The organism is Caulobacter sp. GW821-FHT12A07 (genome assembly GCF_058807655.1).
This window is the reverse complement of sequence record NZ_JBXAQX010000007.1, coordinates 17,691-32,445: the sequence shown is the minus strand read 5'-3', so window position 1 is coordinate 32,445 and position 14,755 is coordinate 17,691. Positions and strand designations below refer to the sequence as shown.

Sequence of the window (14,755 nt, the reverse complement as noted above, 5' to 3'; positions counted from 1 at the left end):
GTCGCTGTCGATGTCGCGGAAAGGCGCCCTGCCCGCCCCTACTGACGCGGCTTCAGCCGTTCGGCGCGGCGGCGCATGGCGGCCGCCAGTTGCAACAGGGCCAGCGCCGAGGCTTCATCGCGCTCGGCCGCCCGCATGGTGTAGACCCGCGCCAGAACCACCAGCGCCTCCGGCCGGTCCAGCCCCTCGGCGCCGAACATATCGGCGATCGACTGGTCCAGCTCGATCAGCTGGTCGTCGCTCAGCAGATCCAGCAGTTCGTCGTCGGAGAAGTCTTCAGGCGTATTGCTCATGCGCCCCGACATAGCAGACCTTTCGGCCGCTAGGCGACCGGCGCCGACTTGGCCTCGATCGGGCGCGGCTCGGCCAGCAAGGGTTTCAGCAGCTTGGCGAAGCTGCCGTAGGTGAAGCTGCCCGAGTCGGCGTGGCGCACCACGCCCTGGCGGTCGATGACGAAACTGGTCGGCACGGCGTTGTCGATCTTGCCATAGCCCTTGCCCGTCAGCCGTTTGGCCAGCGGGAAGGCCAGCACCTTGGCGAGGTCGCGCAGGGCCCGCTCCGGCGGCGAATCCTCGACGCTGATGGCGTAGATCCGCAGGCCCGCCCCGCTGCGCTCGCGCATGAACTGGTCCATGGCCGGCATCTCGGCGCGGCAGGGGCCGCACCAGGTGGCCCAATAGTTCAGCACCACGACGTCGCCGGCCATCTCGGTCGACTTGATGACCTGGTGATCGAAGGTCGAGATCGTGAACGGCGGCGCGACGTCGCCCACCGCCGCCTGCTTGCCCTTGGCCCAGGACAGGCTCGGCGTCGCCAGGCCCGTCGTCGCCCCCATCGCAGCAAGGGCCGCCATCACTTCGCGCCGCCGCATGTCCCCTCCGTACGCCACCTGCTCCAGCGGCGTTATCGCCAGGGTTGCTCGCGGTCAAGCTTACTCCCGCCCCGCCTCGACAACGACCGAACCGTGACGAAGCGCGTTCACAGGGGCAAGCAAACCGCCTAGGTTCTGTCCATGGACCGTCATGCTTCCCTCGCAGCCATGTCCGCCATCGGCCGTCGCGGCCTGTTCCGCGAGGTCGAGCCGTTCTCCTTCGGCTGGTTGTCGGTCGGCGGGCCGCACGAGATCTATTACGAGGAATGCGGCGCGCCGCGCGGCAAGCCGGCGGTCATCCTGCACGGCGGCCCCGGCGGGGCGATCAACCCGACCATGCGGCGGTTCTTCGATCCCGGCCGCTGGCGCATGGCCCTGTTCGACCAGCGCGGCTGCGGCCGCTCGCGCCCCAACGCCAGCCTCGACGACAACACCACCTGGAGCCTGATCGCCGACATCGAGCGGCTGCGCGAGCACCTGGGCGTCGAAAAATGGACCGTGTTCGGCGGCTCCTGGGGCTCCACCCTCGCCCTGGCCTACGCCATCAAGCATCCCGACCGCGTCGAGGGGCTGGTGCTGCGCGGCGTCTTCCTGCTGACCGAGAAGGAGCTGAACTGGTTCTACCAGGACGGCGCCTCGATGCTGTTCCCCGACGCCTGGGAGCGCTTTCTCGCGCCGATCCCCGTCGAGGAGCGCGGCGACCTGATGGCCGCCTATCACAAGCGCCTCGTCCACCCCGACCGCCGCGTCCAGGCCGAGGCCGCCAACGCCTGGAGCCAGTGGGAGGGCGACACCATCTCGCTGCGCGGCCCCGAGGCCCGGCCGCCGAAGTTCAACGAAGAAGACTTCGCCATCGCCTTCGCGCGGATCGAGAGCCACTTCTTCGTCAATCGCGGCTTCTTCCCCGAGGACGGCTGGATCCTGAAGAACATCGAGACGATCCGGCGCATCCCGGCCTGGATCGTCCAGGGCCGCTTCGACGTCGTCACGCCGCTCGCCAGCGCCTGGGCCCTGCACCGCGCCTGGCCCTCGGCCCATTTCGAGATCGTCTGGGACGCCGGCCACGCCTCGACCGAGCCCGGCGTCATCGACGGCCTGGTCCGGGCGACGGACGCGGCGTTCGGGCGGTAGGGGAAATCCTCCCCCTCTGGGGGAGGTGGCCCGGAGGGCCGGAGGGGGCCGGCGCGGCCGAAAGACCCCCTCAGTCGCTCCGCGACAGCTCCCCCAGAGGGGGAGCATCTAATCCCCTCAAGCCCCCAGGTGCCTCCCCCGCCGCTTGATCGCCAGGCTCTCCCAGGCCGCCACCGCCAGCAGCACCACCGTCGTCAGCAGCGACAGCACCAGCGGCGAGACCGCCATCGCCACAAGGGCCAGCAGCCCCAGCGCCGCCATGCCGGCGATCCGCGACGGCGACCAGATGCGGAACACCGCCTTCTTGAACAGCACCCCGCCCAGCAGGAACAGCAGCGGCCCGCCGATCAGGGCCATGGCGGTCTTGAGGTCCGCGTGGCCGACCGGATGGTGGATCACCCACTCGTCGCCGACCGCCGCCACGATGATCCCCGCCACCGGCAGCAGGTGGCTGTAGGTGTAGGCCACCCGCGCCACCCGCCCCGGATCGTCGGAATGGCTGATCGCCTCGCTGGCGGCTTCGGCGGTGAACGAGAAATAGATCCACCACATGGCCAGACTGGCCACGAACGACGAGGCGAAGGCCGCCGTCACCGCCGGCGTCCAGTCCAGGCCCGCGGCCGTCGCGCCCATCACCAGGATCGACTCGCCCAGGGCGATGATCGTGAACAGGGCGCAGCGTTCGGCCAGGTGCGCGCCTTCCACCGTCCAGTCGGCGGTCTTCGACCGGCCCAGGCCCGGGGTCCAGAAGCCGGCGGCCGGCGAGGCGTATTCGATGGCGATCGCCGCCGCCCAGCAGGCCAGGCGCAACTCGTCGTGCAGCAGGCCGCCGGCGATCCACAGCACGCCCGAAACGCTGAGCCAGGCGCTGATCCGCAGGAAGTTCAGCCGCAGCCCTTCGTCGAGCCGCACGCACCACAGGGTGAACAGGCTGCGCCCCACCTGGATGCCGACATAGGCCAGGGCGAACAGCAGGCCCCGGCCCTCGAAGGCCTGCGGGATCGACATCGCCAGCACCATGCCCGCGGCCATCACCACGAACAGCATGATCCGCACCGGCGGGCGCTCGGGGTCCAGCCAGTTGGTGACCCAGGCGGTGTAGACCCAGGCCCACCAGACGGCCATCAGCAGCAGGCCCGTCTCCAGCACGCCCAACGGGCTCGGATGGCCGATCAGACCATGCGACAGCTGGGTGATGGCGAAGACGAACACCAGGTCGAAGAACAGCTCGACATAGGTCACCCGCGCATGGCCGCCCTCGCGCGCCCGCAGCAGGCCGCCGCCCTTCCTGCTCGTCATGTCCGCTCCTTCGTTCTTTCGCCCAGACTTCCGCCCTGAATCGGAAGCTAGCCAGAACGAATTGGCGGCTGAAGCGCTATCCTCGCATGACGCCGTTCGATCTCCTGAAAACCCGCGCCGCCATCGTCGGCCTCCCCCTCGCCCTGACCCTGGGCGCGGTGGCCGGCGTCGCCATGCAGATCGGTCCGCAGGAGGCCGAACCCGGCGCCTATGTCGAGGTTCACGGCAGCCAGTACGCCGAGGCCGCGCCCATGGTCTGGCCGGCCGGCAAGGTCCCCGACTACGTCATCGGCCAGGACTTCCTGCGCCCGCCGCAGGACGAGACGCCGGTGGTGCTGACCTCGGCCGATCTCGTCGGCATGGGCCCCGAGATGGGCCTGATCGAACCGGCCAGCTACGAGCCCGCCGATCAGGACATCGTCTCGGCCTCCGGCGCCACCGCCATGGACCAGCCCCCCGCCCCCGCCGAACCGGCCGACGCCCCCCGCGCCAGCTACGCCTCGACCAGCGGCGACATCCTCGACAAGCGCCTGCCGGAAGAGGTGGTGACGGGCCCGCCAACGGAAATGGCGGCGTCGAGCTACTGATCCTTCTCCCCTTGCGGGAGAAGGTGTCGGCGAAGCCGACGGATGAGGGGTCTCTCAAACATCAAACGCTTCGCCCAGACCTAGCCGCCGCACGCAGCGTCGAGATCTGAGAGACCCCTCACCCGACCTCCTTCGGAGGCCACCCTCTCCCGCAAGGGGAGAGGGATTTAGGCCCCCGCCTTGCACCCATCCCGTCGAGCGAAGCGACATTGTGCCGTTTCGCGCCACACGGGAACGCAGATGGACGCGGCGGCGCTGGAACGGGACGAGCACGAGGGAGGGATCCTGCGCACGCTGGAGGCCTGGGCCTGCGGCTTTGTGCTGTTCATGCTGTCCAACGCCCTGATCGGCCCGCTGCTCGACCCCGAACAGGCCGGCGGCGAGGACATGCCGCTCCTTCGCCTGATGTGGCTGCCGGTCTACGCCCTGATCCTGGGGCTGGTGATGTGGCGCGCGCCCCGCCTGATGAAGTTCTGGCTGCCGGCGAGCGTGCTCAGCCTGCTGGTCTTCTGGGTGTTCGCCTCGTCGTCGTGGTCGTTCGATCCGGGCACCACCAACCGCCGGGCCCTGGCGGCGGCCTTCACCACCCTGTTCGGCTTCTATTTCGCCGCCAGCTTCGACGGCCGCCGCATGGCCGAGATCCTGGCGACCACCTTCCTGATCCTCGGCGCCGGCGGCCTGCTGGCGGCGATCGCCTATCCCAAGATGGGCGTGCAGCACGACATCAACGCCGGCGACTGGCGCGGCCTGTGGTTCGAGAAGAACCAGATGGGCGCGATGATGGTCTACGGCGCCCTGGCCTCGATGGCCGCCATCCTGGCCGGCACGCGCCACCGCAAGCTCTTCATCGCCGCCATCGTGCTCTGCGCCTTCATGATCGTGATGAGCAAGTCCAAGACCTCGCTGATGGTGCTGATGATCGGCCTGGCGGGCTCGGGCCTGCTGGGCATGATGCGGCGCGGTCCGGCCACCGCGATCACCATGGTCTGGCTAGGCGTCACCGTGGTCGGCGGCCTGGCCCTGGTCATGTGGCTGGCCCCCGAACTCCTCTTCAAGGCCCTGGGCAAGGACCCCACCCTGACCGGCCGCACCGAGATCTGGGACGCCCTGCTGCGCCAGTCGGCCAAGGCCCCGATCACCGGCTACGGCTATGCGGTGTTCTGGCGCGACGAGTCGGTGCCGGCCATGTTCATCCGCAAGGAGACCGGCTGGAACGTGCCGACCGCCCACAACGGCTGGCTCGACGTGCTGGCCCAACTTGGCTGGGTGGGCGTGGGCTTGTCGGCGCTGGTGCTGGGCCTGCCGCTGCTGGTCGCCCTGTTCCGGTTCGACAAGGTGCGCGACGGCTATTGGGCGACGCTGTTCCTGGTCATCTTCCTGATCACCACCTTCTCGGAAAGCTTCATCCTGGAGCGTAACGGCATCGCCTGGGCTCTGGCCTGCGCGGCCGCCACGCGCCTGCTCGGCCCCGCCCTGGGCTTCGCCCGCGGCGCCGAACCGAAGGCCGCGCGAGCCCCCCGAGAAGAGGCGCCGCTGACCTGGCGCCTGGCCCCGCCCGAGCCGATCCCGGAAATTTGGAGCCCCGCCCCCGTCTTCGGGCGACGCACGGTCTCGCCTTTGGCGGCGCGTACGACTATTGGAGCGGCATGACCGACTACACGCCCCAGCAGATCGTCGCCCGCGGCGCCCGCGCCGACGCCGAAGCAGCCGCCGACGCCATCGACAACATGCCCGGCCTCGAAGGCGCGACCTACTCGATCCTGGAAGAGGACGAGGACAAGAACATCTGGCGCATCGACGCCTTCCCGACCACCGACGAGGAAGACGCCGGCCTGCTAGAGCTGCTGGGCGGCTTCCCGCTGAAGGTCGTGCGCGAGACCCTGGCCGACGCCGACTGGCTGGCCATGGCGCTGTCGGGCCTGCCGCCGGTGCGCGCCGGCCGCTTCTTCGTCTACGGCATGCACGACCGCGGCCGCCTGCCGGCCAGCACCGTCAACCTGCGCATCGAGGCGGGCGCCGCCTTCGGCACCGGCCACCACGGCACCACCGTCGGCTGCCTCCAGGCCTATGACCGCCTGATCAAGGCCAAGAAGTTCAACAAGGTGCTCGACGTCGGCGCCGGCACCGGCCTGCTGGCCATCGCCGCCGCCCGCACCGGTTCGAAGCTCGCCGTCGGCACCGACATCGACAAGCCGTCGGTGCGCATCGCCCGCGAGAACGCCCTGGTCAACAAGGCCAACGCCCGCTTCGTCCACGCCTCGGGCCTGGGCCACCGCCTGGTCGCCGACAACGCGCCCTACGACCTCGTCTTCGCCAACATCCTGGCCCGCCCGCTGATCAGCCTGGTGCAGGACATCAAGCGCGCCCTGGTCCCCGGCGGCACGGTCATCCTGTCGGGCCTGCTGCGCACCCAGGAACGCATGGTCAAGGCCGCCTACCTGTCGCGCGGCTTCCGCGTGAAGACCCGCATCCACCGCGACGCCTGGGCGACGCTGGTGCTCGAGCGGCCCTGATAAAAACACCTCTCCTATAAGGAGAGGGAGGGACCCGCGCCGTCAGGCGTGGGAGGGTGAGGTGTTACAACCTCACCCGTTTTACCCCCTCCCCCTCCCATTGCTGCGCAATGGGCCCCTCCCTCTCCCCATGGGAGAGGTGAGACAGAGCGGAACACCTCCGCTTGGCTCCACGTTTCCTCGAACAACAACGTTCCAGGACGAGAGCCATGACCTATACCGATCCTTCCCTCCCCCCGGTCCAGCGACAGCCCGAGCGCGTCGTGGAAGTCCGCCGCGAGTCGAGTCCCCTGGGCTGGCTGGTGGCCGGCGTGGTGGCCATCGTGGCGGTGATCGCCGTGGCCTTCATGCTGACCTCGCGGCCGATGGACGCTTCCACCGACCAGATCGCCCAGGCCCAGGAACAGGGCCGCGCCGCCGGCCTGATCGAAGGCGCGCAGGTAGGCCTCCAGACCGGCGCCCAGCAGGCCCAGGCCGCCGCCGAGAGCTCGGCCCGTGACGCCGCCGCCGCGGCCGACGCCGTCCGCCGCCAGACCGAGGCCCAGGCCCAGAACGCCGCCGACGCGGCCCACGACGCCGCCGCCAACGCCCCCCCTGGGACTGGGGCCACCACCGACGGCACGGCGCCGTCGCCCAACCCCGACCGCCTGCAATAAGTCCCCTTTTCAGGTCGGCGCATGGGGCCTAAATCGTTGCCCATGCGCCAGACCTTCGATGAATCCACCGATCCGGGCTTTGGCCCGCGCCACGTTCCGCTGATCCGCGAGGCCATGGCCCGTCAGGGTCTGGACGGCTTCCTCGTGCCCCACGAGGACGAGCACCAGAACGAATACCTGCCCGCCGCCAACGACCGCCTGGCCTGGGCCAGCGGCTTCACGGGCTCGGCCGGGGCCGGCGTCATCATGAGCGACCGCGCCGCCGTCTTCGTCGACGGCCGCTATACGCTGCAAGTGCGTGAACAGGTCGACCAGGGCGTGTTCGAGATCCGCGACCTCGTCGAGGGCGGCGTCCCGGCCTATCTGGAAACCGCCAGGTCGGGCGCCGTCATTGGCTATGACGCCCGCCTGCACAGCCCCTCGGCTCTCGACGCCCTGAAGGCCGCCGCCGCCCGCGCCGGCGCCACGCTGAAACCCGTCACCGCCAACCCGCTCGACGAGGCCTGGGGGCAGCAGCGCCCGGCTCAGCCGCAAGCTCCGGTGGTTCCGCATCCCACCCAGTACGCCGGCGAGGAATCCTCGGCCAAGCGCGCCCGTGTCGGCGCGGGCCTCGGCGCCGACGCGGCGGTGATCACCGCCCCGGCCTCGATCGCCTGGCTGTTCAACATCCGCGGCGGCGACGTCATCCGCACGCCCCTGCCGCTAGCTCAGGCCGTGCTGCGCGCCGACGGCAGCGCCCGCCTGTTCCTAGACCCGGCCAAGGTCACCGACGACCTGCCCGCCTGGCTCGGCAACGAGGTCTCGCTGGAGGCCCCAGAAGCCCTCGAAGGCGCCCTGGCAGAGCTGGCCGGCAAGTCGGTGCTGGTCGATCCGGCCCAGTCCTCGGCCTGGTACTTCGACACCCTGACCACCGCCGGCGCCAAGGTCGTGCGCGGCATGGACCCCTGCACCCTGCCCCGCGCCTGCAAGAACGGCGTCGAGCTGGACGGGACGCGCGAAGCCCACCGCCGCGACGGCGCCGCTTTGACCCGCTTCCTGCATTGGCTGGCCACCGAGGGCCAGGTCAGCCCGCCGGACGAGAAGGAGGCCGTCGCCAAGCTGGAAAGCTTCCGCGAAGCCACCGGCGTGCTGAAGGACCTGTCGTTCGACACCATCGGCGCGGCCAACGGCCACGGCGCCCTGCCCCACTACCGCCCGACCGAGCGCAGCAACGAACGCGCGGCCCTCGGCTCGCTGCTGCTGGTCGACAGCGGCGGCCAGTACCTGGACGGCACCACCGACGTCACCCGCACCGTGGCCATCGGCGAGCCCACGGCCGAGATGGTCCAGCGCAACACGCTGGTCCTGAAGGGCCATCTGGCCATCGCCCGCCTACGCTTCCCGGCCGGCACCACCGGCTCGGCCATCGACGCGCTCGCCCGCATGGCCCTTTGGGCTCATGGGCTGGACTACGACCATGGCACCGGCCACGGCGTCGGCGTCTATCTGGGCGTGCACGAAGGCCCGCAGCGGATCAGCAAGGCGCCCAACACCGTCGCCCTGCAGCCCGGCATGATCGTCTCCAACGAGCCCGGCTACTACAAGGACGGCGAATACGGCATCCGCATCGAGAACCTGGAAGTCGTCCTGCCCGCCGAGACCGTCGGCGGCGGCGACCGCCCGATGCACCGCTTCGAGGCCCTGACGCTCGCCCCCATCGACCGCCGCCTGGTCGACAAGGCCCTGCTGACGGCCGAGGAAGTCGCCCAGTTCGACACCTACCACGCCCGGGTGCTGCGCGAGATCGGCCCGCGGCTGGAGCCGGAAGTGCGGGCCTGGCTGGAAGAGGTGTGTAAGCCCATCTGACCCCTCTCCCCTTGCGGGAGAGGGTGGCCTCCCGGAGGGAGGTCGGGTGAGGGGTCGCACGAACAGAAACGCCGCGAAAGCCGATCAGCTTTCGCGGCGTTTTGCGTCCGAGAGACCCCTCATCCGTCAGCTTCGCTGACACCTTCTCCCGCAAGGGGAGAAGGAGAGTTCTACTTCAACCGCGTCCAGACCTGCGTCTTGCACAGCGGCGCGACGATGCAGCCTTTCAGCTTCAGCTTGTCGGGCGAGGTCATGGTGATGGTGCCCGAATAGGTGCCGCCGTCGTCGGCGTTGTAGACCTTGCCACCGGTCCACTTCTCGGGACCGCCGCTGAAGCCCCACAGCATCTGCATGCCCTTCAGCGGGCGCGTGCGCAGCGAGGCGTCCTTGTTCTTGACGTCCTTCTTGGACGGGTCGGTCTTGATGTGGTCGGAGGTCACCAGCTTGCCGCACAGGCTGTTGCCGCAGCGGCTGACCTCGACCTGGCCGCCGTTGGTCTCGGTCAGCCAGAGGCCGGTGATGTCGGCGGCCATGGCCGGCGCGACGAAGGCGGCGCTGGCGACGGCGGCGAGAATGGCGGTCCTGAGCATACAGTTACGACTCCCTATGCGCGTAGTGTTTGGAACGCGCGTTTTATCCCTCGTCGCCTATCTCGCCGCGAACGGCAAGGCGATTTCAGGGCCTTGTTTTCAAGGCCCCTCCTTTTCAAGGTGAGGTCGTAACCATCGTTTGAGCGCTGGGGTTCCGCTCGACCTTCCTGCCCCAGCCGGCGGTGAACCGCTCCAGGTACGGCTTCAGCCAGTCTTGCAGCGGCGCGTCGACCAGGCGCTCGAACACCCAGGCGAAGGCGATCGCGGCCGGGAAGGCCATGGCCCAGATCACCCAGTGGGCGGCCTGGTGCAACTCGACCTTCTGGTCGAGCATGCGTTGCAGGGCGAACCACACCACGCCGACGAACTGGTTGGTCAGGTACAGCGAGAACGACAGGCGCCCGCCGGTCTTGGCCCAGGTCCAGCCGTTCTGGGCCGAACCGCTGGCGGCGAAGATCAGCAGGCCCAGCAGGGCCAGGCTCGGATAGGCGTATTCGCCGACCACGTTCAGGGCCACGAAGCCGACGATGGCGAAGGCCGCCAGGGCGTCGGCCAGCTTCGGGCCGATCACCACCTCGCGGGCCAGGCGGGCGATCAGCACGCCCATCAGGAACAGCGGAATGGCGCGGTAGAGGCCGTTGCGCAGGTGCAGGTGGAACGACGGCAGGCCGAAGGCGGCGCGGGCGAAGGCGTCCACCGCCACGAAGATCGCCAGGCCGATCGCCAGGGCCAGCCACGGCGAGCGGACCTTGCCGAACACCCGCCAGATGGTCGGGAACAGGGCGTAGCAGACCAGCAGGGCCGACAGCGTCCAGGTCGGCATGTTCCAGCCCGACGGCCCTTGGAACCCCCACGTCTGCACAAGGAAGATCTGCGCCGGCAGCTGGTCCCACTGGTACCACTGCGGATTGCGGGCCGGCAGACCGAGGAACGAGGTCGCCAGCACCAGGGCCACGAAGGCGGCGATCATGACCAGGTGCGCCGGCCACACCCGGGCCACGCGCTTGAGCAGGAAGGCGCGGTCGTCGACCTGACCGGCGGTGAACCGCGGCCCATAGGCCCGGCCCAGCACATAGCCCGACAGCATCAGGAAGAAGTCGGTGGCCAGATAGCCGCGCCCGAACGCCGGATGGATCGAGAACAGCGAGACCGGCGCCTGCTCGGCGTAGTGATAGACCACGATGAAGAAGGCCGCGAAGAACCGCAACGCATCCAGCGGCCCGCCACGGGACAGCGGACGCGCGGCCTTGGCCGGTTTTGCACCAATATCGGACATGGGCGGACTCCTTCGCGGAAGGAGGAGCAAGGTTGGGGCCAGGATCAAAACCCTCCCCCTGAAGGGGGAGCATCTGAACCAAGGAACCTCCCCCTCTGGGGGAGGCGGCCGAAGGCCGGTGGGGGGCCGTTTTCAGCTTCCGGGACATCGGCGGGGTCGGCAACCACTCCCCCCACCGATCGCTTCGCGATCACCTCCCCCACAGGGGGAGGTTCTCAATCCCCCCGGTCGCCCTTCATCAGCCGCGCCTTGTCGCGCGCCCAGTCACGAGCCGCTTCGGTCTCGCGCTTGTCGTGGTTCTTCTTACCCTTGGCCAGGCCGATCTCCAGCTTGGCCAGGCCCTTCTCGTTCCAATAGAGCTTGAGCGGGATCAGGGTGCGGCCGTCGCGCTGCACCGCGCCGATCAGCTTTTCGATCTGCTTGCGGTGCAGCAGCAGCTTCCGGTGCCGGCGCGGCTCGTGGTTGAAACGGTTGGCGTGGCCGTAAGGGGGAATGTCGGCGTTGATCAGCTTGATCTCGCGCCCTTCGACCGACGCATAGGACTCGGCGATGTTGGCCCGGCCGACGCGCAAGCTCTTCACCTCGGTGCCGGTCAGCATGATGCCGGCCTCGAAGGTTTCCTCGATGAAGTAGTCGTACCGGGCGCGCCGGTTCTCGGCGATCGGCTTGGTCATCAGACCAGACCCGCCTCGCGCATCGCTTCCAGGATCGCGGGACGCACGGCTTCGCTGCACGGCGTGATCGGCAGGCGCACGTCTTCCGTGGACAGGCCCAGCTGCGCCAGGGCGAACTTGGTCGGGCCCGGCGATGAGTCGAGGAACAGCGCCTTGTGCAGCTTGATCAGGCGGTCCTGCCAGTAGCGGGCCGTCTCCCAATCGTCGTTGAAGCAGGCGTTCATGAAGGTGGCGCAGGCGTCCGGAGCGACGTTCGAAGTCACCGAGATCACGCCGTGGCCGCCGTGGGCCATGTAGCCCAGCGCCGTCGGATCATCGCCCGTCAGCAGGACCCAGTCCTCGCCGCAGGTGATGCGCTGCAGGCTGATGCGGGTCAGGTCGCCGGTGGCGTCCTTGATGCCGACGATGTTGGGCAGCTTCGACAGGCGCGCCAGGGTGTCGTTGGAGATGTCGACGCCCGTGCGGCCCGGCACGTTGTAGACGAACACCGGCAGCTCCACGGCGTCGTTGATCGCCTTGTAGTGCTGGTACATGCCCTCCTGGCTCGGGCGATTGTAGTACGGCGTCACCACCAGGGCGGCGTCGGCGCCGACGGTCTTGGCGTGGCGCACCAGGTCGATGGCCTCGTCGGTCGAGTTGCTGCCGGCGCCGGCCATCACCGGCACGCGGCCGCGGGCGGTCTTCACGCACAGTTCGACGACGCGCTTGTGCTCGTCGTGCGACAGGGTCGAGGTCTCGCCCGTGGTGCCGACCGGCACCAGGCCGTGCACGCCGCCGGCGATCTGGCGCTCGACCAGCGCGACGAAGCCTTTCTCGTCGACCTCGCCGTTCTGGAACGGGGTGACCAGGGCCGGGATGACGCCCTTGAACGGGGAATGGACCATGACTTGCAATTTGCCGTGAGCAGACGCCGCGAGAGTTGCGGCTGAAACGTGGGGGCGGACAATATGTCCGGGCGCCGCCCGACCGCAACTGGCCGAGCTGACCTTTTCGAGGGTTACGCCCGCCTGGACGGGTCGATCCGGCGGCGAACCGGGCTATAGAGCGTGCATCGTCTCGGTTCCGGCCCCAAATCGGCCCTCGAAGCCGTCGTAGACAAGATAGGGGCCCAGGGCCCGCTCGTGAAGGAGACCGCGTTTTGGCTTTTGGGATTCGTCGGCTTCTCCTCGGTTGCGCCAGCCTGGTCCTGATCTCGGGCGTCGCCGACGCCCAGACTGGCCAGACCGACGAAGAGGGCCTGCCGACCGCGCCCCAGCCCTATACCGGCTCGGCCCGTCCCGGCCTGATCAGCACGCCCTACACCGCCAACAATTCCAGCCTGTCCGACAGCGACGCGGCCAACCTGCGCGCCGCCGTCATGGGCCAGCGCTCGGCGGCCACCGTGCGCGCGGCCATGACCGGCATCTCCGACCCGCTGGCCCGCAAGATCGCCCTCTGGGCCCTGGCTGACGTCGGCGCCGAGAGCATGAGCTTCTTCGAGCTCGACCAGGCCCGCCGCGACCTGGTCGGCTGGCCCCGCGCCTCGCGCCGCGACCTGCCGGCGGAAAAGGCCCTCTCGACCTCCGGCCTGACGCCGGCCCAGACCATCGCCTGGTTCGGCGGATCCGAACCGCTGACGGCCGAAGGCGCGATGGCGCTCGCATCGGCCTACCAGGCCAGCGGCCGCGCCCAGGACGCGACCAACCTCATCCGCCGGTTCTGGCGCGGCAAGAGCTTCGAGGTCGACGCCCAGCGGGCCATGCTGGCGCGGTTCGGCGCGGTGCTGACCGCCGACGACCACGCCCGCCGCGCCGACGTGCTGCTCTACGGCCAGCAGGGCCCGGCCGCGCGCGACATGATCGCCCTGCTGCCGGCCGACCAGCAGGCCGCGGCCCTGGCCCGCATCGCCCTGCGCTCGGGCACCGGCAACGCCAACGACCTGGTGGCCGCCCTCCCCCCGACCCAGCAGCTGTCGCCGGGCGTGGCCTTCGAACGCGCCTCGGCCCTGCGCCGCAAGGGCATGGACGTGATGGCGCTGGAGCTGGTGCGCTACTTCCCCGCCCCGCCGCCGTCCGACGACGTCGCCGGCGCCATCTGGCGCGAGCGCAAGCAGCTGGTGATGTCGGCGATCAAGAACGGCGACAGCCGCGGGGCCTACGCCGCCGCCAACGCCGGCCTGCCCGGCGGCGCCGACGCGGCCGAGGCCGAGTTCTTCGCCGGCTGGATCGCCCTCTCCCGCCTCAAGGACGCCGACGCCGCCGCCGACCACTTCGGCCGCATCGCCGAGATCGGCGCCTCTCCGATCACCCGCGGCCGCGCCCTCTACTGGCAGGGCCGCGCGGCCGAGGCGCAAGGGGACGCCATCGCCGCCCAGGCCTTCTACGGCGACGGCGCCAAGTACATCACCACCTTCTACGGCCAGCTGGCCGCCGAAAAGGCCGGCATCAAGGAGATCCGGCTCGACAAGGACCCGGTGATCACCGAGGCCGACCGCGCCCGCTTCGAGAGCCGCGAGCTGGTGCGCGCCGCCAAGCTGCTGCGCGACGTGGGGGCCAACGACGCCTTCCGCGCCCTGGTGCTCTATATCGACGACCAGCTGCCGACCGCGGCCGAGGAGGCCCTGCTGGTCGACTTCGCCCGCAACACCGGCGACCAGGACCTGGCCATGCGCGCGGTCCGCACCGCCGCCCAGCGCGGCTTCATCCTGCCCGAGCGCGGCTACCCCCTGCTCGACCACCACTTCACGCCCATTCCGGGCGCGGCCGAGACGGCGTTCGTCTATTCGATCTCGCGCCAGGAGAGCAATTTCGACCCCCGCGCCCGCTCGGGCGTCGGCGCGCGCGGCATGATGCAGCTGATGCCGCCCACCGCCGCCGGCGTCGCCCGCAAGCTGGGCGAAAGCCACACCGTCGATCGCCTGTTCGAGCCCGACTACAACATGCGCCTGGGCTCGGTATATCTGGGCGACATGATCAACCGCTTCAGCGGCTCCTACATCATGGCCGCCGCGGCCTACAACGCCGGCCCCGGCCGCCCGCCGCAATGGGTGACCCTGTGCGGCGATCCGCGCGGCGCCAGCACCGACCCGCTCGACTTCATCGAGTGCATCCCGTTCAGCGAGACCCGCAACTACGTGATGCGCACCCTGGAGACCACCATGGTCTACCGCGCCCGCCTGGGCGGCGGCGTCGCCCCCCTGACCCTGTCGACCGATCTGAAGCGCGGCGGCTACAGCTACGTGCCGGGCGCGGCGACGATGGATCCGATCGGGGGGCGGTAGGGGCTCATAGCCTCCCCTCCGCCCCGACCTGTTCTCCCGTCATTCCCGCCCGCC

At 69.8% G+C, this 14,755-nt stretch carries 14 protein-coding genes; 7 read left to right on the top strand and 7 right to left on the bottom strand.

Features of this window, described 5'->3' with window-relative positions:
* Positions 1–38: 38 nt before the first annotated feature.
* Complete coding sequence (locus tag AC1RRS_RS15360; RefSeq protein WP_110121231.1) at positions 39–293, bottom strand: low temperature requirement protein A; 255 nt, start codon at positions 291–293, stop codon at positions 39–41.
* Positions 294–322: 29 nt separating this feature from the next.
* Complete coding sequence (locus AC1RRS_RS15355; RefSeq protein ID WP_492855891.1) at positions 323–871, bottom strand: TlpA family protein disulfide reductase; 549 nt, start codon at positions 869–871, stop codon at positions 323–325.
* A gap of 141 nt (positions 872–1,012) precedes the next feature.
* Between AC1RRS_RS15355 and pip the strand changes: the two genes are divergently transcribed.
* Positions 1,013–2,002: a prolyl aminopeptidase gene (pip, locus tag AC1RRS_RS15350; protein ID WP_492855890.1), complete on the top strand. Its 990-nt coding sequence runs from the start codon at positions 1,013–1,015 to the stop codon at positions 2,000–2,002.
* A 117-nt stretch (positions 2,003–2,119) separates the two neighbouring features.
* Here the strand turns inward: pip and AC1RRS_RS15345 are convergent, their stop codons facing one another.
* Entirely contained in the window at positions 2,120–3,301 is a 1,182-nt protein-coding gene (locus tag AC1RRS_RS15345; protein ID WP_492855889.1) for a low temperature requirement protein A, read from the bottom strand.
* Positions 3,302–3,387: 86 nt separating this feature from the next.
* Between AC1RRS_RS15345 and AC1RRS_RS15340 the strand changes: the two genes are divergently transcribed.
* The 5 genes from AC1RRS_RS15340 to AC1RRS_RS15320 all read left to right on the top strand — a co-directional run bounded on the left by AC1RRS_RS15340 (position 3,388) and on the right by AC1RRS_RS15320 (position 8,902).
* Positions 3,388–3,888: a hypothetical protein gene (locus AC1RRS_RS15340; RefSeq protein WP_492855888.1), complete on the top strand. Its 501-nt coding sequence runs from the start codon at positions 3,388–3,390 to the stop codon at positions 3,886–3,888.
* Positions 3,889–4,128: 240 nt separating this feature from the next.
* A complete protein-coding gene (locus tag AC1RRS_RS15335) occupies positions 4,129–5,538 on the top strand; it encodes an O-antigen ligase family protein (RefSeq protein WP_492855887.1) in 1,410 nt (469 codons plus the stop codon).
* Entirely contained in the window at positions 5,535–6,401 is an 867-nt protein-coding gene (locus tag AC1RRS_RS15330) for a 50S ribosomal protein L11 methyltransferase (protein WP_487291727.1), read from the top strand. Before AC1RRS_RS15335 ends, AC1RRS_RS15330 begins: the two co-directional genes overlap by 4 nt.
* Before the next feature lie 263 nt (positions 6,402–6,664).
* On the top strand, positions 6,665–7,057 hold the full coding sequence (locus tag AC1RRS_RS15325) for a hypothetical protein (protein ID WP_492855886.1): 393 nt from the start codon (positions 6,665–6,667) through the stop codon (positions 7,055–7,057).
* Between the two features lie 42 nt (positions 7,058–7,099).
* The gene (locus AC1RRS_RS15320) at positions 7,100–8,902 is read left to right on the top strand and encodes an aminopeptidase P family protein (protein ID WP_492855885.1); all 1,803 of its coding nucleotides are present in this window, start codon (positions 7,100–7,102) and stop codon (positions 8,900–8,902) included.
* A gap of 170 nt (positions 8,903–9,072) precedes the next feature.
* Here AC1RRS_RS15320 and AC1RRS_RS15315 read toward each other — a convergent pair whose 3' ends face one another.
* From AC1RRS_RS15315 to dapA, 4 genes are all read right to left on the bottom strand, one after another.
* The gene (locus AC1RRS_RS15315; RefSeq protein ID WP_487291724.1) at positions 9,073–9,492 is read right to left on the bottom strand and encodes a DUF2147 domain-containing protein; all 420 of its coding nucleotides are present in this window, start codon (positions 9,490–9,492) and stop codon (positions 9,073–9,075) included.
* A 115-nt stretch (positions 9,493–9,607) separates the two neighbouring features.
* On the bottom strand, positions 9,608–10,768 hold the full coding sequence (locus AC1RRS_RS15310; protein ID WP_492855884.1) for an acyltransferase family protein: 1,161 nt from the start codon (positions 10,766–10,768) through the stop codon (positions 9,608–9,610).
* 215 nt (positions 10,769–10,983) lie between these two features.
* Positions 10,984–11,442: an SsrA-binding protein SmpB gene (gene smpB, locus AC1RRS_RS15305; protein ID WP_058349779.1), complete on the bottom strand. Its 459-nt coding sequence runs from the start codon at positions 11,440–11,442 to the stop codon at positions 10,984–10,986.
* Positions 11,442–12,326 (bottom strand): 4-hydroxy-tetrahydrodipicolinate synthase, encoded by an 885-nt coding sequence (gene dapA / locus AC1RRS_RS15300; protein WP_492855883.1) that lies wholly within the window; start codon positions 12,324–12,326, stop codon positions 11,442–11,444. Before dapA ends, smpB begins: the two co-directional genes overlap by 1 nt.
* 254 nt (positions 12,327–12,580) lie before the next feature.
* Between dapA and AC1RRS_RS15295 the strand changes: the two genes are divergently transcribed.
* Positions 12,581–14,701, top strand: a complete 2,121-nt coding sequence (locus AC1RRS_RS15295) for a lytic transglycosylase domain-containing protein (protein ID WP_492855882.1) — start codon at positions 12,581–12,583, stop codon at positions 14,699–14,701.
* The last annotated feature ends 54 nt before the right edge of the window (positions 14,702–14,755 follow it).

Coding starts and splice junctions, on each gene's coding strand:
- AC1RRS_RS15360 (WP_110121231.1), bottom strand. CDS start 293: ATGAGCAATACGCCTGAAGACTTCTCCGACGACGAACTGCTGGATCTG.
- AC1RRS_RS15355 (WP_492855891.1), bottom strand. CDS start 871: ATGCGGCGGCGCGAAGTGATGGCGGCCCTTGCTGCGATGGGGGCGACG.
- pip (WP_492855890.1), top strand. CDS start 1,013: ATGGACCGTCATGCTTCCCTCGCAGCCATGTCCGCCATCGGCCGTCGC.
- AC1RRS_RS15345 (WP_492855889.1), bottom strand. CDS start 3,301: ATGACGAGCAGGAAGGGCGGCGGCCTGCTGCGGGCGCGCGAGGGCGGC.
- AC1RRS_RS15340 (WP_492855888.1), top strand. CDS start 3,388: ATGACGCCGTTCGATCTCCTGAAAACCCGCGCCGCCATCGTCGGCCTC.
- AC1RRS_RS15335 (WP_492855887.1), top strand. CDS start 4,129: ATGGACGCGGCGGCGCTGGAACGGGACGAGCACGAGGGAGGGATCCTG.
- AC1RRS_RS15330 (WP_487291727.1), top strand. CDS start 5,535: ATGACCGACTACACGCCCCAGCAGATCGTCGCCCGCGGCGCCCGCGCC.
- AC1RRS_RS15320 (WP_492855885.1), top strand. CDS start 7,100: ATGCGCCAGACCTTCGATGAATCCACCGATCCGGGCTTTGGCCCGCGC.
- AC1RRS_RS15315 (WP_487291724.1), bottom strand. CDS start 9,492: ATGCTCAGGACCGCCATTCTCGCCGCCGTCGCCAGCGCCGCCTTCGTC.
- AC1RRS_RS15310 (WP_492855884.1), bottom strand. CDS start 10,768: ATGTCCGATATTGGTGCAAAACCGGCCAAGGCCGCGCGTCCGCTGTCC.
- smpB (WP_058349779.1), bottom strand. CDS start 11,442: ATGACCAAGCCGATCGCCGAGAACCGGCGCGCCCGGTACGACTACTTC.
- dapA (WP_492855883.1), bottom strand. CDS start 12,326: ATGGTCCATTCCCCGTTCAAGGGCGTCATCCCGGCCCTGGTCACCCCG.